The 18,561-nt window shown below is 26.1% G+C and carries 10 protein-coding genes and 1 pseudogene; 10 read left to right on the top strand and 1 reads right to left on the bottom strand.

Features of this window, described 5'->3' with window-relative positions:
* Nucleotides 1-77: 77 nt before the first annotated feature.
* Nucleotides 78-415, bottom strand: a pseudogene (locus Q5O29_RS03455) (transposase); the annotation flags it as partial.
* A 590-nt stretch (nt 416-1,005) separates the two neighbouring features.
* On the opposite strand from Q5O29_RS03455, the gene Q5O29_RS03450 reads away from it, so the two are divergent.
* The 10 genes from Q5O29_RS03450 to Q5O29_RS03405 all read left to right on the top strand — a co-directional run bounded on the left by Q5O29_RS03450 (nt 1,006) and on the right by Q5O29_RS03405 (nt 18,528).
* Complete coding sequence (locus Q5O29_RS03450) at nt 1,006-4,533, top strand: serine/threonine-protein kinase (protein WP_022211611.1); 3,528 nt, start codon at nt 1,006-1,008, stop codon at nt 4,531-4,533.
* Nucleotides 4,534-6,021, top strand: coding sequence for a phospholipase D-like domain-containing protein (locus tag Q5O29_RS03445; RefSeq protein ID WP_022211610.1), 1,488 nt, complete (start codon nt 4,534-4,536; stop codon nt 6,019-6,021).
* A 305-nt stretch (nt 6,022-6,326) separates the two neighbouring features.
* The gene (locus Q5O29_RS03440) at nt 6,327-8,798 is read left to right on the top strand and encodes a DEAD/DEAH box helicase family protein (protein WP_022211609.1); all 2,472 of its coding nucleotides are present in this window, start codon (nt 6,327-6,329) and stop codon (nt 8,796-8,798) included.
* A gap of 69 nt (nt 8,799-8,867) precedes the next feature.
* Entirely contained in the window at nt 8,868-11,387 is a 2,520-nt protein-coding gene (locus Q5O29_RS03435; protein WP_022211608.1) for an McrB family protein, read from the top strand.
* On the top strand, nt 11,380-12,621 hold the full coding sequence (locus tag Q5O29_RS03430; RefSeq protein WP_022211607.1) for an McrC family protein: 1,242 nt from the start codon (nt 11,380-11,382) through the stop codon (nt 12,619-12,621). Before Q5O29_RS03435 ends, Q5O29_RS03430 begins: the two co-directional genes overlap by 8 nt.
* 14 nt (nt 12,622-12,635) lie before the next feature.
* Nucleotides 12,636-13,229, top strand: a complete 594-nt coding sequence (locus tag Q5O29_RS03425) for a class I SAM-dependent methyltransferase (RefSeq protein ID WP_022211606.1) — start codon at nt 12,636-12,638, stop codon at nt 13,227-13,229.
* A gap of 190 nt (nt 13,230-13,419) precedes the next feature.
* Complete coding sequence (gene tnpB / locus Q5O29_RS03420) at nt 13,420-14,493, top strand: IS200/IS605 family element RNA-guided endonuclease TnpB (protein WP_022211605.1); 1,074 nt, start codon at nt 13,420-13,422, stop codon at nt 14,491-14,493.
* Between the two features lie 371 nt (nt 14,494-14,864).
* A complete protein-coding gene (locus Q5O29_RS03415; protein WP_022211604.1) occupies nt 14,865-15,323 on the top strand; it encodes a BRCT domain-containing protein in 459 nt (152 codons plus the stop codon).
* Between the two features lie 469 nt (nt 15,324-15,792).
* Nucleotides 15,793-17,607: a 1,4-alpha-glucan branching protein GlgB gene (gene glgB / locus Q5O29_RS03410; RefSeq protein ID WP_022211603.1), complete on the top strand. Its 1,815-nt coding sequence runs from the start codon at nt 15,793-15,795 to the stop codon at nt 17,605-17,607.
* 366 nt (nt 17,608-17,973) lie between these two features.
* A complete protein-coding gene (locus tag Q5O29_RS03405) occupies nt 17,974-18,528 on the top strand; it encodes a metal-dependent hydrolase (protein WP_022211601.1) in 555 nt (184 codons plus the stop codon).
* Nucleotides 18,529-18,561 lie beyond the last annotated feature (33 nt).

Here is an 18,561-nt window from a genome sequence, read left to right as displayed (position 1 = left end):
GACACATCCTTTCTTAACTAAATATTATTTTACTTAGTTCGATTTAATGTGTCCACTACTTTATACTAACACCAAATTCTATTTTGACTTATTGTAGATGAATCTGGAATTTTTTCGGTAATTGAATATCCTAAAAACCATTTATATGCTAAATTTACTTCCATATCTTTAACTAATTGCCTTTCGGAGCGTATGCCATAAAGATATCCTATAAATAGCATTTTAAATAATACTACTGGATCAACAGCTGGTCGACCATTTGTATGACAATACAAATCCTTAGTTAATTCTCTAATAAATGAAAAATGTATGTATTTATCAATTTTTTTAATAAATGGTCTTGCGGAACTAATTGCTCTAACATTACCATTTCTATTTCACTTTGCACATCTTTTCTTTCGTTTATAATTAACAAAACCTTTATGCAATAAATTTATATATTTAAGATTATATTATATATTTGTATAAATTAAAGATTGCTGACACTTTGTCAGCAGTCTGATATAAATAATTTAAAAATCATTTATGAGGCATCCCCTCTTTAATTTAAAGTAAACTTAAATAAAAAAAGTATCGACAAATTATAACATATAGTTTAAAGCGTATTTGATATAATTATTTAAAAACAAAATTATACTTATATTCAGAAATTAAATTAAGTTATTTATAATAAAAATGAGTATTAAATTATCTTATGGATTAAAAAAAGAAAATTTTAAATAATACTTTAGCTTTTAATATAGTAACAGTGAGACTTACTAATAATGTAACATTTGAGAAAAAGCTTAAGTAAAACTTAAAATTTTATGTAAAAATAGAGCTTTGAAGTAAATAAATATATATATATTAATATGTTTAAGTATAGAAAAAGGAGTTCAAATATTCATAAAAACACGTTATAGAGGGTTGTAGGAAGAGTATGGTTATTAAGAAAGTAATGGAAAGGAAATCCTTAGAAACCGCTTTGTTATTTTATTCAAGGATAATCTTAGATAGGAGTTAGATATGATAAAATTTATTGGTGAAAAGTATCAAATAATGAGAAGATTGGCACAAACTAATAATTCAGAAGTATATTTAGGGAGAGATTTAACAGAAGAAGGTGCAACATTAGTAGCTATAAAAGTATTTAGATTTAATCAAGATAATAATATGGTAGAAATGTACTTCAAAAGAGAGTGTGATGTTTTAAGTTTATTAAGGCATGAAAATATTGTTAATATATTAGATCAGGGATACGATAGGAAAAATGAATTATTTTATATTGTTTTAGAGTATATAGAAGGAAAGACACTGGAGAGTATAATTAAGGAAAAGTTGTTAAAGGCATATGATAAAGAAGATATTATAAAACAGATTTTTGATGCTATTAACTATGCACATAGTCAAAATATATTACATAGAGATATAAAGCCAGGAAATATAATGATTACAAATGAGGGTAAAGTTAAATTAATAGACTTTGGAATAAGTAAAATAATTGATTCATTAAGAACTGATGGTGATAACTTTACTATTCAATCAGTGACATATAAATATGCATCACCAGAACAACTATTAAAGAAATCATTGACTTTTCAATCAGATATTTTCTCATTGGGATTAGTTTGTTTTGAAGTGTTACAAGAAGAGATATCTGATGTAGAAAATGTAAAAAGGCAAATATTACAATGTGGTGTTATACCAAATAATAGAAAAGAAATATTATTAAAAATGACAGAAGAATCTACAGAAAAAAGATTTACTAATATTTACAAGGTTATAAAGCGATGGAATGATTGTAGCACTAAAAAACAGGAAGGTTACTCAATTAGTCTATCTAATAACGCAATTAATAAATTATATGAACTAGGTATGATAGATTCAATTAATAGAGATATAGCTAAGGCTTTTGTATTGGATGATTTAAGTAATGATATTTATATAGCATCCTGTAAAGTGGCCTATAATGATATAAAAAGTAAAAATTATATATTGTGGGGGAATCAAATAGAATACACCTGTGTATTAGATATAAAAAGTAAAAATTCATTTACAGTAATTTCAATTAGTGTACCAGAAACATTTGTTTTAGAAATGAAAAAAGATAATTATGGAATGATTGTTGATAAAAAAATATATATAGATGCTAATAAAGAAAAAAGAATAGATGTAAATAAACTAATAACTTTGTATAATGAGAAACAAAAGTCAGTAGAAAATTCAAAAGAAAAAAATAATAGAAGTGAAGAATTAATAAATAAATGGACAAGTGTATTAGAAATTCAAAAAGAAATATGTCAAAATAATAAAAATACTTTAAGATATAGTAGTTTATCATATAACACAAAAGATGGACGAGTGTATTTAAAGATTAAGAATAATATAGAAGATGTAGAGTTTACTCAAGACCAGATGTTAGTAGTAACTCTTAAGAATTCAAAGGGGTTTAAAACAGCTAAAATAGGTCATTTTAGCGATTTTAAAGATGGCAATTTATCAATAGATATTATTAGAGGGATAGATATTGAAATTTTTGCAAAAAGTGGAGAAGTTTCTATTGATACTGGATTTATGGATAATATAATAAGCAAGCAAGAATCTGCATTGAAGAAAGTGAAAAATAAAGAATGTGCATGTAGAAATTTACCACATATATTATCACATCCAGAGGATGCTAGAATTAATTACACTCTAAAAGAATTAAGCTTTAAAAATGAATTGTTAGATGAGAACAAAAAAGATATAATTGAACAAGCATTATGTTCTAAGGATATATATTTACTACAAGGGCCTCCTGGAACAGGAAAGACAACTGTAATTAGTGAATTAGTAATACAGCAGTTAAAATTAAATCCAAATGCTAAAATTTTAGTATCATCGCAGTCAAATGTAGCTGTAAATCATGCAATGAATAAAATAAAGCAAGAAAATTCAGAAATAAAAGTAGTTAGATTAGGAAGAGATGAAATGATATCTAATGGTATGGAGAATTATACCATTGATGCACAGGCTGAAGATGTTACAAATGCAATAAAAAGAAAAGTTGAACGATATTTTGAACATATTAAAAATAGAAATTTTGATAGAGAGTTATTTGATAAATATAACTTAGCTTTAGAAGTTATTGAAATAAGCCAAAAAATAGAAAAATTACAAAAGGAAATATATTATGATAAAGAATTTAGAGATAAAAAATATATCACTTATTTAGAAAAAAAAGAAATTATAAAAAGAATAGAAAGCTTAAAAGAAAGCTTTAATAATATTAGCTTAATTAGTGAAAATGACCTTATAGATAGCTTTATATATGATTATGTAAAATTAGGAGAAGATTTCATTAAAAATTATGAAGTAATAATAAAACTAGAAAAAGAATTAGAGGTTATTGATGAGTTGATAATAAATAAAGAGTCTCAGCTAATAAGCGAAGAGAATAATTTGGTTTCTGGATTTGAAATATTAGAAGTAAAAAATATTAAAGAAATTATTGAATATAAAAAAGAAGTAGAAGTAAAACTTGAAAAACAAAAGAAGAAACTAGAACAGCTTTCAAAATATGAGAAAATTAAAAATGAATGGTTAAAAAAGATTACTCAATCAGAGGAGATTGAAAAAATTTTAATGGAGCAAGTGAGTGTAATAGGTGCAACGTGCATTGGAATAGCAAATTATACTACAAATTTTGATTTGAAATTTGATTTAGTAATTGTTGATGAAGCCGGAAGGGCAACACCACCGGAAATACTCGTTCCTATGGTATTAGGAAAAAAGATAATATTAGTAGGTGATCATAAGCAATTACCACCTGTAATTGATAAAATGTTAGCTGATGAGATTAAAGTAAGAGAAAACTATAATAAAAGAGATTTAGAAGAAAGCTTGTTCTCGTACTTAGAAAAAAATTTAAATAGTGATTGTAGAAATATATTAAAGCAGCAATATAGAATGAGTCCAGTTATAGGTGATTTAATAAGCTCGGTATTTTATAATGATAAAATAATTTCAATGGTAAGCTTAGAGGATAGAAATCACCAATACAAAAAATTAAATGGGAAAGCAATTGTTTGGCTTGATACAAAAAATGATTTGGATAAGATAGAAGAGACAATTGGAACAACTAAACAAAACTCTTTTGAAGCAAGGAATATTATAAAATTATTAATAGAGTTAGAAGAAAATTATTCAACTTTAAATATCTATAAAGAAGTTGCAGTTATTACTGGATATAAGGCACAAAAGAATCTAATTGCAAGGTTAATTGAAATGGAAAATATAGTGTTTAAACATATAAAGATTGAAATTGATACAGTAGACGCATTTCAAGGTAGAGAGACTGATATAGTTATTTATAGTATAGTAAGAAGTAATTCAAAAGGAGAAATTGGCTTTTTGAGTGATCAAAGAAGATTAAACGTATCTCTTTCTAGAGCTAGAGAGTTACTTGTACTAATTGGTGATAGTGAATGTGTTACTAAAGGAAAAGAAAATTCCTTTTCAAAAGTTTATAGTTATATCAATGAAAATCCAAGGTGTAAAGTAGAGGTGATATAGGTGAATTCAACAGAAAGAATAACAACAATTGAAGAATTAGCCGGACATTATGCAAATTCAATGAAGGGATATAAACTAGTTAGTTACTATAAAGCTGCATTTCCTGTATATAGAATTAGTAGTGAGCTTGTCATACAGAGGAAGAAGGAACTTGGTTTAATTCAAGAATTTTGCTTAAAATATCTTAGAGCAGGTGCTAAAAATGTAAATAATCTAAAAAATTTTTTAGGGTTAGATGAGAAAGTAGTTACTTCAAATTTGTTAACTTTACATCAGTTAGATATGGTAAATTATAGATTTGCAACTCAAGAGGTAATTTTAACTCCAAAAGGAATAGAGGCACTAGAAAAAAATAATTTTGTTGTTCCTGAAATTATAGATTATACATTTTTAATTGATGGAATTACAGGAGATTATCAAATTAATCAAAGTTTAGATAGGGCAGAAAAAATTAAAAACAATTCTCATATAATACCGTTTTTAGAATCCAAACCTGATATAGATGTTATAGATATTAAGTCAGTAAAAAATATTGTGAATATTCAGAAACATTTAAATAATAGCAGTTATTTAGAGGCTGATATACTTGCAGTAAAAAATATAGAAAAAATAGAAAAGTTTTATAGAAAATTAAATATATTAGTGTTTATGAATGATTGTGGAAATTATGAGTTGCAAGTATATGATGTTAATAAGCGTAATCAAAAGTATGAAGCAAAATTAATGGTGATGCTTAGAAAAAATTTTAAAATTATACCTACAGTTGAGTTTGATATTGAAATGTATGATACTTCGAATTCATTAATTGATAAAGATAAGGTAGAAATATTAGCAAATGAAAAAGATAATTTAATTGATGTTATAGACACTCTAGAAAGAAGAGTTGAAGAAGCAGAAAAAATGGAAGTTAATACGGAAGAAGATTATTTAACGAAAACTATGCAGATAGATCAATTAAGAAAGGAATTAGAAAAAGAAAAACTAAAGGAAAAGGCAATTCCTAAACTAATAAACACTTATGAACATAGACCAATATTGATAAGAGCCTTGAATGAAGCGAAAAAACAGGTTGTAATAGTATCACCATGGATAAAAGAAACAGCAACTGATTTTGAATTAAGAGGTGCAATACAAAAAGCTATGGAGAGAAAAGTTAAAGTAGTAATTTGTTATGGTATTTCTAAAAAAATAGAATCTGACGTTAATTATGCAGTTAATCTGCTGAAAAAGTTAAAAGAGGATAAAACATATGGTAAATATTTATCTTTAGTATTATTAGGTAATACACATGAAAAGGTGCTAATTTGTGATGAAGTATTTACAGTTGTAACAAGTTTTAATTGGCTTTCTTTTAAGGGAGATAAAAATAGAGGATTTAGACAAGAAACTGGAACATATGTTGAGGATTTTGAGTTTAGTAAGAATATGATAAGTAATTTACAAGAAAGAATACTAGCTTCTGGAAATAGTACAAATATAAAATTATAATACTTTAATTTATGGAATTGAGTGCAACTATTTTACTTGGTAAAAATAAATATTAAAATCAATAATTCTAATCGTAGATATTAAATTAGTAGAATTATAAATATAGCAAATGATAATTAAATAGATAGAATAGTTGAAGAATTTAAAAGGGAATTAGAAAATATTTTAAATGATTTACATATTGAAAGCTAGTATTAATTTACTAGCTTTTAATATTATAATAAAATTAGATTAGTGGTAAAAATTATAAAAATATTCACTTATATTTAAAGAAATATAAAAAGTATAAATGGAGTAATTAAAGTATGATTGATAAAATAACTAAAGAAACAATAGTAGAAAAAGAGATAAGCATTACAGAAGAAATCAGTAATGCAATTACAGGCAACAAAAATTATTTAATTAATAGATTAAGAACAAGCATTAAAAATGCAAAAAGTATAGATATAATAGTGTCCTTTCTTATGGAATCAGGAGTAAAGATGCTTCTTAATGATTTAAAAGATGCATTAGATAGAGGAGTTAACATAAGAATACTAACAGGAAACTATCTTAACATAACTCAGCCATCGGCTTTATATCTTTTAAAAGATGAATTGAAAAATAAAGTTGATTTAAGGTTTTATAATAATCCAAAGAAATCATTTCATCCTAAAGCCTATATGTTTCATAATGAATTAGATAGTGAAATATATATAGGATCATCTAATATTTCTAGAGGAGCATTGACCTCTTCAATTGAATGGAATTATAGATTTAATAAAAGTTCAAATATAAGTGATTTTAATGTGTTTTATGAAACTTTTGAAGACTTATTTTATAATCATTCATATGAAATAACTGATGAAGTTTTAAAAGATTATTCAAAGTCTTGGAAGAAACCAAAAGTTCAAAGTGATATTGAAAAAGAGGAAAATAGTGAAGAAAATAATGTGCTTAATATTTTTGAGCCAAGAGGAGCTCAAATTGAAGCTTTATATGGATTAAAGCAAAGTAGAGAAGAAGGATATGATAAAGGTTTAGTTGTAGCTGCTACTGGTATAGGAAAGACTTACTTAGCAGCTTTTGATTCTAGAGAATATGAAAGAGTTTTATTTATAGCTCATAGGGAAGAAATATTAAAGCAAGCAGCCATTAGCTTTAAAAATGTTAGAAATTCTGATGATATAGGATTTTTCTATGGAAATCAAAAGGATACTAAAAATAAATTTATTTTCTCATTAGTTCAAACATTAGGAAAAGATGAGTATTTAAATGAAAATTATTTCTCAAAAGATTATTTTGATTATATTGTGGTAGATGAATTCCATCATGCAGTGTCTAATAATTATAAAAAGATTATGGAGTATTTTAAACCTAAGTTTTTACTAGGGCTTACAGCAACACCTGAAAGACTAGATTCTAAAGATGTATTTGCTCTTTGTGATTATAATATGGTTTATGAAGTAAGATTAAAGGAAGCTATTGAAAAGGGATGGCTTGTTCCTTTTAGATATTATGGTATTTATGATGAAACAGTAAATTATGATAATATTGAATATAAAAATGGTAAGTACAATGATAAGGAATTAGAAGATGCATTAATGCTTAATAAAAGAGCAGAGCTTATAATAAACCATTATAGAAAATATAAGTCATCTAGAGCTATAGGATTTTGTACTTCAAGACATCATGCAGAATATATGGCAAAAGTATTTAGTGAAAATGGAATAAAAGCTGTAGCTGTATATAGTGGTGAAGGTGGAGAATATTCTTCTAATAGAAATGAAGCATTAAGTGCTTTAGCTAAGGGAGAAGTACAAGTACTATTTTCAGTAGATATGTTTAATGAAGGATTAGATATTCCAGCAATAGATATGGTAATGTTTTTAAGACCTACACAATCTCCAACAGTATTTTTACAACAGTTGGGAAGAGGTTTAAGAAAATATAAAGATAAGCAATACTTAAACGTACTTGATTTCATAGGAAATTATAAAAAAGCTAATTTAATACCATTCTTATTAAGTGGACAAAGTTATTCAAAAGAAGCCAGTAAGAGAAATAGTCAAAGTGATTATGAGTTTCCAGATGATTGTTTTGTAGATTTTGATTTTAAGCTGGTAGATATATTTAAAAAGCAAGCAGAAAAAGAAATGACCATTAGGGATAAAATTAGAGAAGAATATTATGGTATAAAAGAAGACTTAGGGCATGTTCCTTCAAGAGTGGAATTCTTTAATAATATGGATGATGACATATATGATAATATTAAGACTAAGAAGGGGTTAAGTCCTTTTGCTAATTATATGGAGTTTTTAAATAATATTAATGAGTTAAATAAAGAAGAAAGTGTTTTATATAACACAAGAGCTAGAGAATTTATTAATATGATAGAAACTACAAGTATGAGTAAAACATATAAAATGCCAGTGCTATTAGCCTTTTATAATAATGGTGATATAAAGATGGATATTGATGAAGAGGATGTTTATAAGAGCTTTTATGAATTTTATCACCAGGGATCCAATAAAGTTGATATGCTAAAGGACAAGAGTACAAAGGACTTTATGGAATGGGATAGTAAAAAATATATTAGATTAGCTAAAAGTAATCCAGTGAAATATTTATTACAAACTCATAGTGATTTCTTTAAAGAAAACGAAGGATATGTTTTATCTTTAACTGATGATTTAAGAGAATTTATAAACAAAGAAGAGTTTAAAAAGCATATGAAAGATGCAATTGATATAAGAGTACAAAGTTACTATAGAAATAGGTTTGTTAAAAATAAATAAGATGCTTATAGTTATCGGAAAGAAAAATTTTATCAAATTAATATATAAGATGAGATGGGAAAGGTATAAATGGGAAAGTATGGTGGATTAGTAACATTAGCAGATATAAAATGTTATAGGGATAAAGAAAGAACTGATTTAGTAGCAGAATTTAAAAGTTTTCCAGAGGTAAGAAAGTTTTTAAATGTACAAGCTGTTGGAGATAGTTTAGAAAGAGCAAGTGAAAGTGGAAAGCCAAGTAGAGGGTATTATTGGAGAGTAGAAAATCTTAGATATGGAGATAGATCAGAAATGAATATGGAATCAGTAGTGAAAAATCATGAAATACAAGAAACAATAATAGATGAAAAGTTAAAAAATTTTATAGGGGCATCAAAGGATTACATTAGTAAAGATAAATTTTTTCAAACTTTAGCAGAAAATAAGAGTAAATTTGTTAAAAGATTTCCTTTAGATAAGCTATTAGATATACCTATAGAGGAATATATAGTTTTAAAGGCCAATTATCCAGAGACATATAATGATACATTTACTTATTGGCTAGAGAGAAAAGAGGAAATAGGTGGAGCTATTGGTGGAGGTAATTCTTCTAAGTTTTATATTTATATGGATGCCTCTGGAAAATATTGTATAGGATATGGAGATAAAAAAAGATATATTGAAGGTGATGAGTTAAAGTATGAATATCATGAGCTTATCTCTAAAATAGTAAAATCAATAGAGTTTGCAAAGGAAGATAATATAGAAGAAATAAAAGAGTTAAATCCACCATTATGGAATATGGTATTACTTAAAATATTATCAATTTATATGCCAGATAAGTTTATAGATATTTATTCATCAGCAGTATTAGTTCCATTAGCAGAAATATTAAATTTAGATACAGATAAATCACCAGAAAATATTATAGCAATAAATTATTTAGCTACTAAAAAACTTAAGGCAATGGATGAGTTTAAAGAATGGGAGATGTTTAAGCTATCAAATTTTGTGTGGGAAACCATTAGGAAAGTTCCAAGAAAAATAACTTATTGGGCTTTAGGTCATAATTATGATGGAAATAATATACTTCCAGATTTAATAGAGAAGAATAAAATAGCAGTAGGATATTTTGAAGAAGATTTAAGTGATGTAATTATAAATAAAAGAGCTTTGAAAGAGTATTTAAAGGAACATAATTATGATAATAATACAATTAAAACCTTAACTAATTTTAGTGAAATAAAAAAAGGTGATATTGTTATATTAAAAAGTTCTTACACTAAAGGCGAAAAAAGAAATATTTCTGTGTTTAAAGTATCAGCAATAGCTGAGGTACTTGAAGATGTTACTAGTGGGTACGAATATGATGAAAAGTTACATCATACTCTTCCTGTGGAATGGATATCAAAAGAAGTTAGAGAATTTGAGGGGATAAATTATTTAGGTACACTTACTAAAATAAAAAATGATAAAAATTTAAATATAATTTTAAATAATACTAATTTATCAGATGAGTTACACGAAAGTATATCTAATGAAGAAGATGAATTAAATGAAGATAATAAAAACTTTATCTTATATGGCCCTCCAGGAACAGGAAAGACTTATAATGTTATAAATAAAGCATTAGAAATAATTGACCATGAAGGATATTCAGAAATAGCTGAGGAGAATAATAGAGAGGCTATACTAAATAAATATAAGGAGCTTGTTGATAAAGGTCAAATTGATTTTTGTACATTCCATCAAAGTTATGGATATGAGGAATTTATAGAAGGTTTAAAGTCAGATGGAAAAGGTAATTTTGTAACAGAAGATGGTATTTTAAAAAGAATAGCTTATAATGCAGCTTATGAAGGATTAAAAGATGAATATAAAGAAGATGAAGTAAGTTATGATGATAAGAAGGTTAAAGTTAATAATTATATTAATAAGGAAAGAGCTTTTAAAGAAGCAAAGAAGTTTGTACTTATTATTGATGAGATTAACAGAGGTAATATATCAAAAATATTTGGTGAGCTTATTACCTTATTAGAAGAGGATAAAAGAATAGGTACAAGTAATCAAATTGTCGCTAACTTACCATATACAAAAGAAAAGTTTAGCCTTCCAAATAATTTATATATTATAGGAACAATGAATACATCTGATAAATCTATAGCTCAAATTGATATTGCATTAAGAAGAAGATTTATATTTGAAGAAATGATGCCAGATTATGATGTATTAGATGAAATTGATGGCATAGAGCTAGATAAATTATTAATTGAAATTAATGAAAGGATAGAATTCTTATTAGATAGAGATCATTTAATAGGTCATGCATATTTTGTTAACTGTAATTCATATTTAGATATTATCAATGTAGTTATTAATAAAATAATTCCTTTATTACAAGAATATTTTTATGGAGACAACGAAAGAGTAGGAATGATTCTAGGGGGAATAGGACTATCTAAAAATGATAAATCTATTGTTTATAGAGAGGAAAAATCAGCAGAAAAAATATTTAAAGGCTTTAAAAATATTAGTGATTTAGGTTCTAAAGAGGTTTTCAGAGTAAAAACAGAAATCGGAATAGAGGAGCTTAAAAATATTTATGAATAGTAAATATATTGTCTTAAGGGAAGGATATGACTGGTTAAATATAGGTGAAGGAAAAAATGAAATATCGATTTCTGAATATAAAAATATTTGTGTATATTTAAAGAAAAATATAGGTAATAAATCAATAGTATATGATTATAATAAAATTAAATTTATTAATTATGTTGGAATAATAAAGATAAATAATTTAATTATTGAGATATTGCCTAAGATATCTTTAAGCAATGACATAATCAAAGATAGGGAAATTCTTGTGTTTATGCTTTCTAAATGTAATAAATTATCTGTAGATATAAATGAATTATTAAATAGCAATATTTTAAATAATTCATTGCTAGATATTTTGGCAAAAGTGTTTTCAAAAAAGCTTTTAAATGAATTACAAAAGGGATTATATAGAGAATATGTTTCTAAAGAAGAAGCTTTAAGCACGATAAAAGGAAAAACTCTAATATCTAAAAGTATAAAAGAAAATACCATTAATAAAAATAAAATGAATTGTAAATATGATGAATTCACTGAGGACAATTTATTCAATGCTATTTTAAAAAGGGCTATTAGTGTTATTTTATTTTCAATAAAGAATGATGACGTAAAGAAGGAATTAAATATCATAAATAATGTTTTAAATGATATTTCAGATATTTATATTCCTAATAATATTATTTTAAATTATAAATTAAATAGAATGAACAATAGATTTTTAGAGTGTTTTACATTAGCAAAATTAATATTATTAAATTCTAGTATGGATAAATCATTAGGTAAGGAAAATGGATTTTCAATTTTATTTGAAATGAATTATTTATATGAGGAATACATTGGAGTTTTATTAAAGGAAGTTTTTAATGATACTAATATAAGTATAAATACTCAGGAAAAATCTAGATATTTATTATGGAATACTTTAAAAGAAAGAAATGAAATAGCATTAAAGCCTGATATTGTTATATATAAAGATAATAAACCTAAGGTTATAATTGATACAAAGTGGAAGAGCTCATCTATTAATAATATAGAGATTTATTCTCAAAGTGATATTTATCAAATGTATGCTTATATTACAACATATGCAGAATGTGAAGAGTGTATTTTGTTATATCCTAAGTTTGAAGATATTAGTCATTCATATTGGAAATTAAATCAGAATATAGGAGATAAGAAAATTTTAATTTCTGAAATTAGCTTAGAAAGTTATGAAAAAAGTAAAGAAGAATTATTTAAATTAGTTTAAAGGAAATAAGCCAAATGATAAATAACACATTAGATTTTTACAATAACAATTCAAAATCATATATAGAAAGTACACTATCAATAGATATGAGCCATTTATATAAAGATTTCCTAAAACACATACCTAAAGATGGTCATATACTTGACTTAGGATGTGGTTCAGGAAGAGATAGTCTTGAATTTATAAAAAGAGGATACAATATTACAGCAGTTGATGGATCAAAAGAATTATCAATTGCTGCAAGTAAAGTTATAGGACAAGAAGTAATTTGCAATAAATTTGAAGACTTACAATTAACAGAAAAATTTCATGGAATATGGGCATGTGCTTCATTGCTTCATATAAACAAAAGATATCTAATTAATGTAATAAAAAATATATCATCTAATTTAGAAGACAATGGAGTATTTTATATGTCATTTAAATATGGAGAAGATGAATATATTGATGAAAAGGGAAGATATTTTAACTGCTATACAGAAAAAACATTTAAAGAAATGATATTAGCAGTTCCCAAATTAGAAATAATTAAGATATATAAATCAGAAGATACAATTGGTGGAAGAAATAACTTACAGTGGCTAAATGTATTGTTGAAAATAAATTAAAGTTATAAAAATGGGTATATAATGATTTTTAACATTAATGTGCGAAATTCTCCCATCTTTTATAAGTGGGAGATGGATAGCACTTGACTATAGTCAACAAGAGTAGTATGTTGTAATAAATAGTAATTAACTACTGGTGGAGCACCTATTGAAGTGATGAGAAAATACATTGAGAATCAAGGGGAAAATAATGCTTAAAGCTTATAAATATAGATTATATCCTAATTTAGAACAAAGAGAATATTTAGTTAAAACATTTGGGTGTACTAGATTTATATATAATAAAATGTTAGCTGATAAAATTGAGTATTATAAAGAAACTGGCGAAATGTTAAAAAATACACCTGCACAATATAAAAAAGAATTTGAATGGCTAAAAGAAATTGATTCATTAGCACTAGCAAATGCTCAACAAAACTTAGAAAAAGCTTATAAAAATTTTTTTAGAGATAAGTCTATAGGATTTCCTAAATTCAAATCCAAGAAAACTAATTACTATAGTTATACTACTAATAATCAAAAAGGAACTGTATATATTGAAAATAATCATGTAAAAATACCAAAACTAAAAACTATGATAAAAATAAAATATCATAGAGAATTTACTGGGACTATAAAAAGTTGCACAGTATCTAAAACTCCAAGTAATAAATATTTTATATCTATATTAGTAGATACTGAAAATAAAACATTACCTAAAGTTGATAAGAAAATAGGTGTAGATGTTGGACTTAAAGAGTTTGCAATATGTAGTGATGGGTACAGGGTATCAAATCCAAAATATCTAAAAAAGTCAGAAAAGAGATTAATTAAACTACAAAAGGATTTGTCAAGAAAACAAAAGGGAAGTAACAATAGATACAAAGCAAGATTGAAGGTTGCTAAATTACATGAGAAGATAACTAATCAACGTAAAAATTTTTTACACAAATTATCTACTAAGCTAATAAGAGAAAACCAATCTATAGCTATAGAAGATTTGAAAGTAAAAAATATGCTTAAAAATAATAAATTATCAAAAGTGATTAGCGAAGTAGCATGGAGTGAATTTAGAACAATGTTAGAATACAAGGCTGATTGGTATGGAAGAAATATTGTAGTTGCTCCAGCTAATTATGCAAGTAGTCAATTATGTTCAGAATGTGGATATAAGAACATTGATGTAAAAAACTTAGCATTGAGAGAGTGGACTTGTCCAGAATGTGGTACAAAACACGATAGAGATATAAATGCAAGTAAAAACTTATTAAAATTAGTAATATAATTTTAGTATTATCTTGAGGTAGGAACTACCTTATAAGCTTGGGTGAACTTGTACCGTTAGGTATATTGACCAAGAAGCCCCCACTTCTATAAGTGGAGAATAGTTCACAGAAAATCACTATATACCCTTAAACTATGTTAAAATATAAAAAAAGCTTAATATAATACTATTTATCAGAAAAGTGTTTGTAGAGATAAATGGGAATATACAAAAGTGTATTAATATTTTATAAAGTTGAAATAGAGTTATAAATTTATGATAAGTCCAAAAGTAAATGAAATTAAGGAATTATATTACAAAGATTCATATACATGTTATTAGAGCATTATAATATCAAAAAAGGATAATCACACAATGCATTACAAGATGTTTTGGATCTATTAGATTTATTAAAAGTTATAAAGCCAGAAAGATGGTGTGCTTTAAGTATATCAAGATCAGTTTCAAAGAATGATAATAAACAAGGAAAAGATGGTACTAAAAGCTCAGCAAAGTCTAATAGTTTTAGAAAGTTTGCAAAGGATAAGGAAAAAGTTGCAGAAGAAAAAGAAATGATTGAGTTTGCTAAAAATAATTTAATAAAGGATATATTTAATAAAAAGAAAATAGTTTTTACTGGTGATATGTCTAAAAGTAGAGCTGAGATGAGAGCTACAACTATAAGATATGGGGCAGATTCTCCAACAAGCATAAGTGGAAAAACAAATATTCTTGTTATAGGGGAAGAGGCAGGAAAAAGTAAATTAGAAAAAGCTAAGCAGCTTAGTATAGAAATAGTTACTGAAGATGAATTTTGGGATATTATTCATAAAGAAACAGGTATGAAATAATAACAAAGTGAGGTTTGTTAAAGGATTTGTGTTAGTATAAAGTAGTGGATATATTAACTAAAAATAATATTAGTCTTCTTAGAGATGATTCATTTATACATTTAGATCAAGGAGCTCATTATACAAGTCCGATATTTCAAAAGAAATTTAAAATTTATAATTTAGAAATATATATAGAACAGGCTTATTGAATGTATATACATTTTATGGTAAAATTGAAAGGTGGAAATGATTCAGATAATAGAAAGGAAAACTAATATATAAGATTTATCATAGGAATTGTACATATGGATATACATAGGAGAAAGCAAGAATAGAGGACAAAGGCCTCTTTTTTTAATGTAGAAATAAGATTTATAAGAGAAGACTTATAAGGTCAGTAATATAACTTCAGAAAAGTTTAAAAAGATACCAGTGAAGGATATTAGTAGGTTAAAAGGAGTATGTTTAATAATTGGGAGGAATCAATATGAATATTCAAGATTTCTATATAGGTAAGTCTTTTGATGCATATGAATTTTTTGGAGCACATAAAATAGGTAATAAAATTTTATTTAGAGTATATGCACCAAATGCAGCAAAAGTATCATTAGTAGGCGAATTCAATGATTGGCAAGAAGAAGAAATGGAACAACAGTATCAAAGTGGAATATATAGTATTACCTCTGAAAATGCACGTGTAGGTATGATGTATAAGTATTGTATTCATACACGAGATGGACAAGTGGTTTATCATTGTGATCCTTATGGATTTGCTATGGAATTAAGACCTAATAGTGCTTCATATATAGTGGATTTAGAAGAATATAAGTTTAGTGATGATGAGTGGATGAATAAAAGAGATAAGTGTTATAATAAGCCATTAAATATTTATGAGATTCATATGGGATCATGGATGAAAAAAAATGACGAAACTTATAATAATGGATGGTATCGTTATAATGAAATTGCTGATAGACTTATAAATTATGTAAAGGAAAATGGTTTTACTCATATAGAGATAATGCCTTTATGTGAACATCCTGTAGATTGTTCTTGGGGATATCAAAATACGGGATTCTTTAGTCCAACATCAAGGTATGGTACCAATAAGGAACTTAAAGAGCTTATAGATAAATGTCATAAGGCCAATGTAGGCGTAATATTAGATTTTGTTCCAATACATTTTGCAGTAGATGATTATGGATTAGCAAAATTTGATGGTACGGAACTTTATGAATATCCACATAAAGATGTAGGCGCTAGTGAGTGGGGAACTTGCAATTTTATTCATTCTAGAGGAGAAGTATGCTCATTTCTTCAATCAGCAGCAAATTATTGGCTTAAGGAATATCATTTTGATGGTTTAAGAATGGATGCTATAAGTAGAGCTATATATTGGCAAGGAAATCCTGCAAGGGGGGTAAACTCTTGTGCAATTAATTTTATTAGAAATATGAATGTTGGACTTCATAAACTTCATCCTACTGCTATGATAATAGCAGAGGATTCTACTGCATATCCTAAAGTAACTGCACCTGTAGAATATAACGGATTAGGCTTTGACTATAAATGGGATTTAGGTTGGATGAACGATACATTGGAATATTTTAAGATATCACCGAAAGAGAGACCAAATCATTATTACAAGTTAACTTTTTCAATGGAATATTTTTATAATGAGTTATTTTTATTACCTTTTTCACATGATGAGGTGGTTCATGGAAAAGCTACTATCATTCAAAAGATGTGGGGAGACTATGAAGATAAATTTAAACAATGCAGAGCACTATATATGTATATGTATACTCATCCAGGAAAGAAGCTTAACTTTATGGGTAATGAAATAGCACAATTTAGAGAATGGGATGAAAAGAGAGAGCAGGATTGGCAATTAATTAAGATGCCGTTACATTATGCTTTTAATAAATATATAAAGAGATTAAATGAAGTTTATGATAATTATGAAGCTCTATATAAAAATGAATATGATAGCAGTTATTTTAAATGGCTAGAAGTAAATGCACCAGAAAAGTCAGTATATATATACGAACGTGGGCGTAGTGATCATAGAATCATAGTAGCACTTAATTTTTCAGATAATGAATATGCTCCATTTACATTTAAAGTTGAAGAGGAGCTGAGGTTGAGAGAAATAGTAAATAGCGATAGTGACATTTATGGTGGAAGCACATGGGGAATTAGAAGTGATGTTACTACAACAAAAGAAGATAATTATTTATATAATTTGAGTATTAATTTAAAGCCTTTTTCAGGTATAATTTATGAAGTAGTAAATGATTAGAAAGGTATGAGTATGGTAGCAAAAACTCCATACTCAGAAGTATTAGAGGGTCAATGGTTGACTCCAATGCCAGTAAAAATCTTAAAAAGATTAGAAGATTAATTAAAGAATGCGAATTTAAGATAGCAACTAAAGCTTTTCTAGTAATCAAATTAGAGATTTTTTTTAGAGAATACTAGAGTATTATATTTATCATATTCCATAAGATATTTACTATCAATAAGAATAGCATTAAGTTTATAGGCAATTTCTTGAAAGGGAGCATATCAAAGGCATGTTTTTTTTAAAATCATTAAGAACATACTTTCGAGTAAGAAAAAAATATAGTATAATTAAAATAAAAAAGAAAAAGTATGGAGTTGTTAAATGAAAGGTAAGGAACACATGATGATAGGGACTACCGCTACAGCTACCATGGGTATTGGTTTTTTAATGAACAATAATATTGGCGATGTAGTACATTTAGTTCCTTTAATAGCCGGTGGCTTTATAGGCTCATATATGCCAGATATAGATTCTCATAAATCTAAAGCAAGTCAGGTATTTAATAAGATAATTATGATATTAATGGTTGCTTTAGTAGTAGGATATAGTTTTGGCTTAGCTCTTAGTGTGGATGATATATTAAATATTTTTAAATATACTAGTGAAAATTATTTGGGATTAGTTTTTTTCTGTGTCAATACTGTTCTTGGAAAGCTTTCTCCCCATAGAATGTTTACTCATAAAATATTAGGTACAACATCCTTTTGCTGGAGTGTATTTTTAATAGGTAATAAATATTTGGCTCTCGGTTTTACAACAGGTTATATATTACATATTGTATGTGATAGATTTTCGCCAAGAGGAAAAAATCTTAAGTTTTTTGAATTTAAGCTTCCTTGTAGGAATAGTAAAAATAAAACATCTGTTGATTGGTAGAGTTATAAATTCTTAAAAGAAATACGTAGTTAG

Source organism: Clostridium sp. CAG:265 (assembly GCF_000436575.1).
Lineage (GTDB): Bacteria > Bacillota > Clostridia > Clostridiales > Clostridiaceae > Clostridium > Clostridium lentum.
The sequence above is the reverse complement of the archived record's forward strand: the minus strand, read 5'-3'. Positions and strand labels throughout refer to the sequence as shown.

Excerpts from the sequence above, each read along its gene's own strand:
- glgB (WP_022211603.1), top strand. The coding sequence starts at position 15,793 with ATGAATATTCAAGATTTCTATATAGGTAAGTCTTTTGATGCATATGAA.
- Q5O29_RS03435 (WP_022211608.1), top strand. The coding sequence starts at position 8,868 with ATGGGAAAGTATGGTGGATTAGTAACATTAGCAGATATAAAATGTTAT.
- Q5O29_RS03440 (WP_022211609.1), top strand. The coding sequence starts at position 6,327 with ATGATTGATAAAATAACTAAAGAAACAATAGTAGAAAAAGAGATAAGC.
- Q5O29_RS03430 (WP_022211607.1), top strand. The coding sequence starts at position 11,380 with ATGAATAGTAAATATATTGTCTTAAGGGAAGGATATGACTGGTTAAAT.
- Q5O29_RS03405 (WP_022211601.1), top strand. The coding sequence starts at position 17,974 with ATGAAAGGTAAGGAACACATGATGATAGGGACTACCGCTACAGCTACC.
- tnpB (WP_022211605.1), top strand. The coding sequence starts at position 13,420 with ATGCTTAAAGCTTATAAATATAGATTATATCCTAATTTAGAACAAAGA.
- Q5O29_RS03450 (WP_022211611.1), top strand. The coding sequence starts at position 1,006 with ATGATAAAATTTATTGGTGAAAAGTATCAAATAATGAGAAGATTGGCA.
- Q5O29_RS03425 (WP_022211606.1), top strand. The coding sequence starts at position 12,636 with ATGATAAATAACACATTAGATTTTTACAATAACAATTCAAAATCATAT.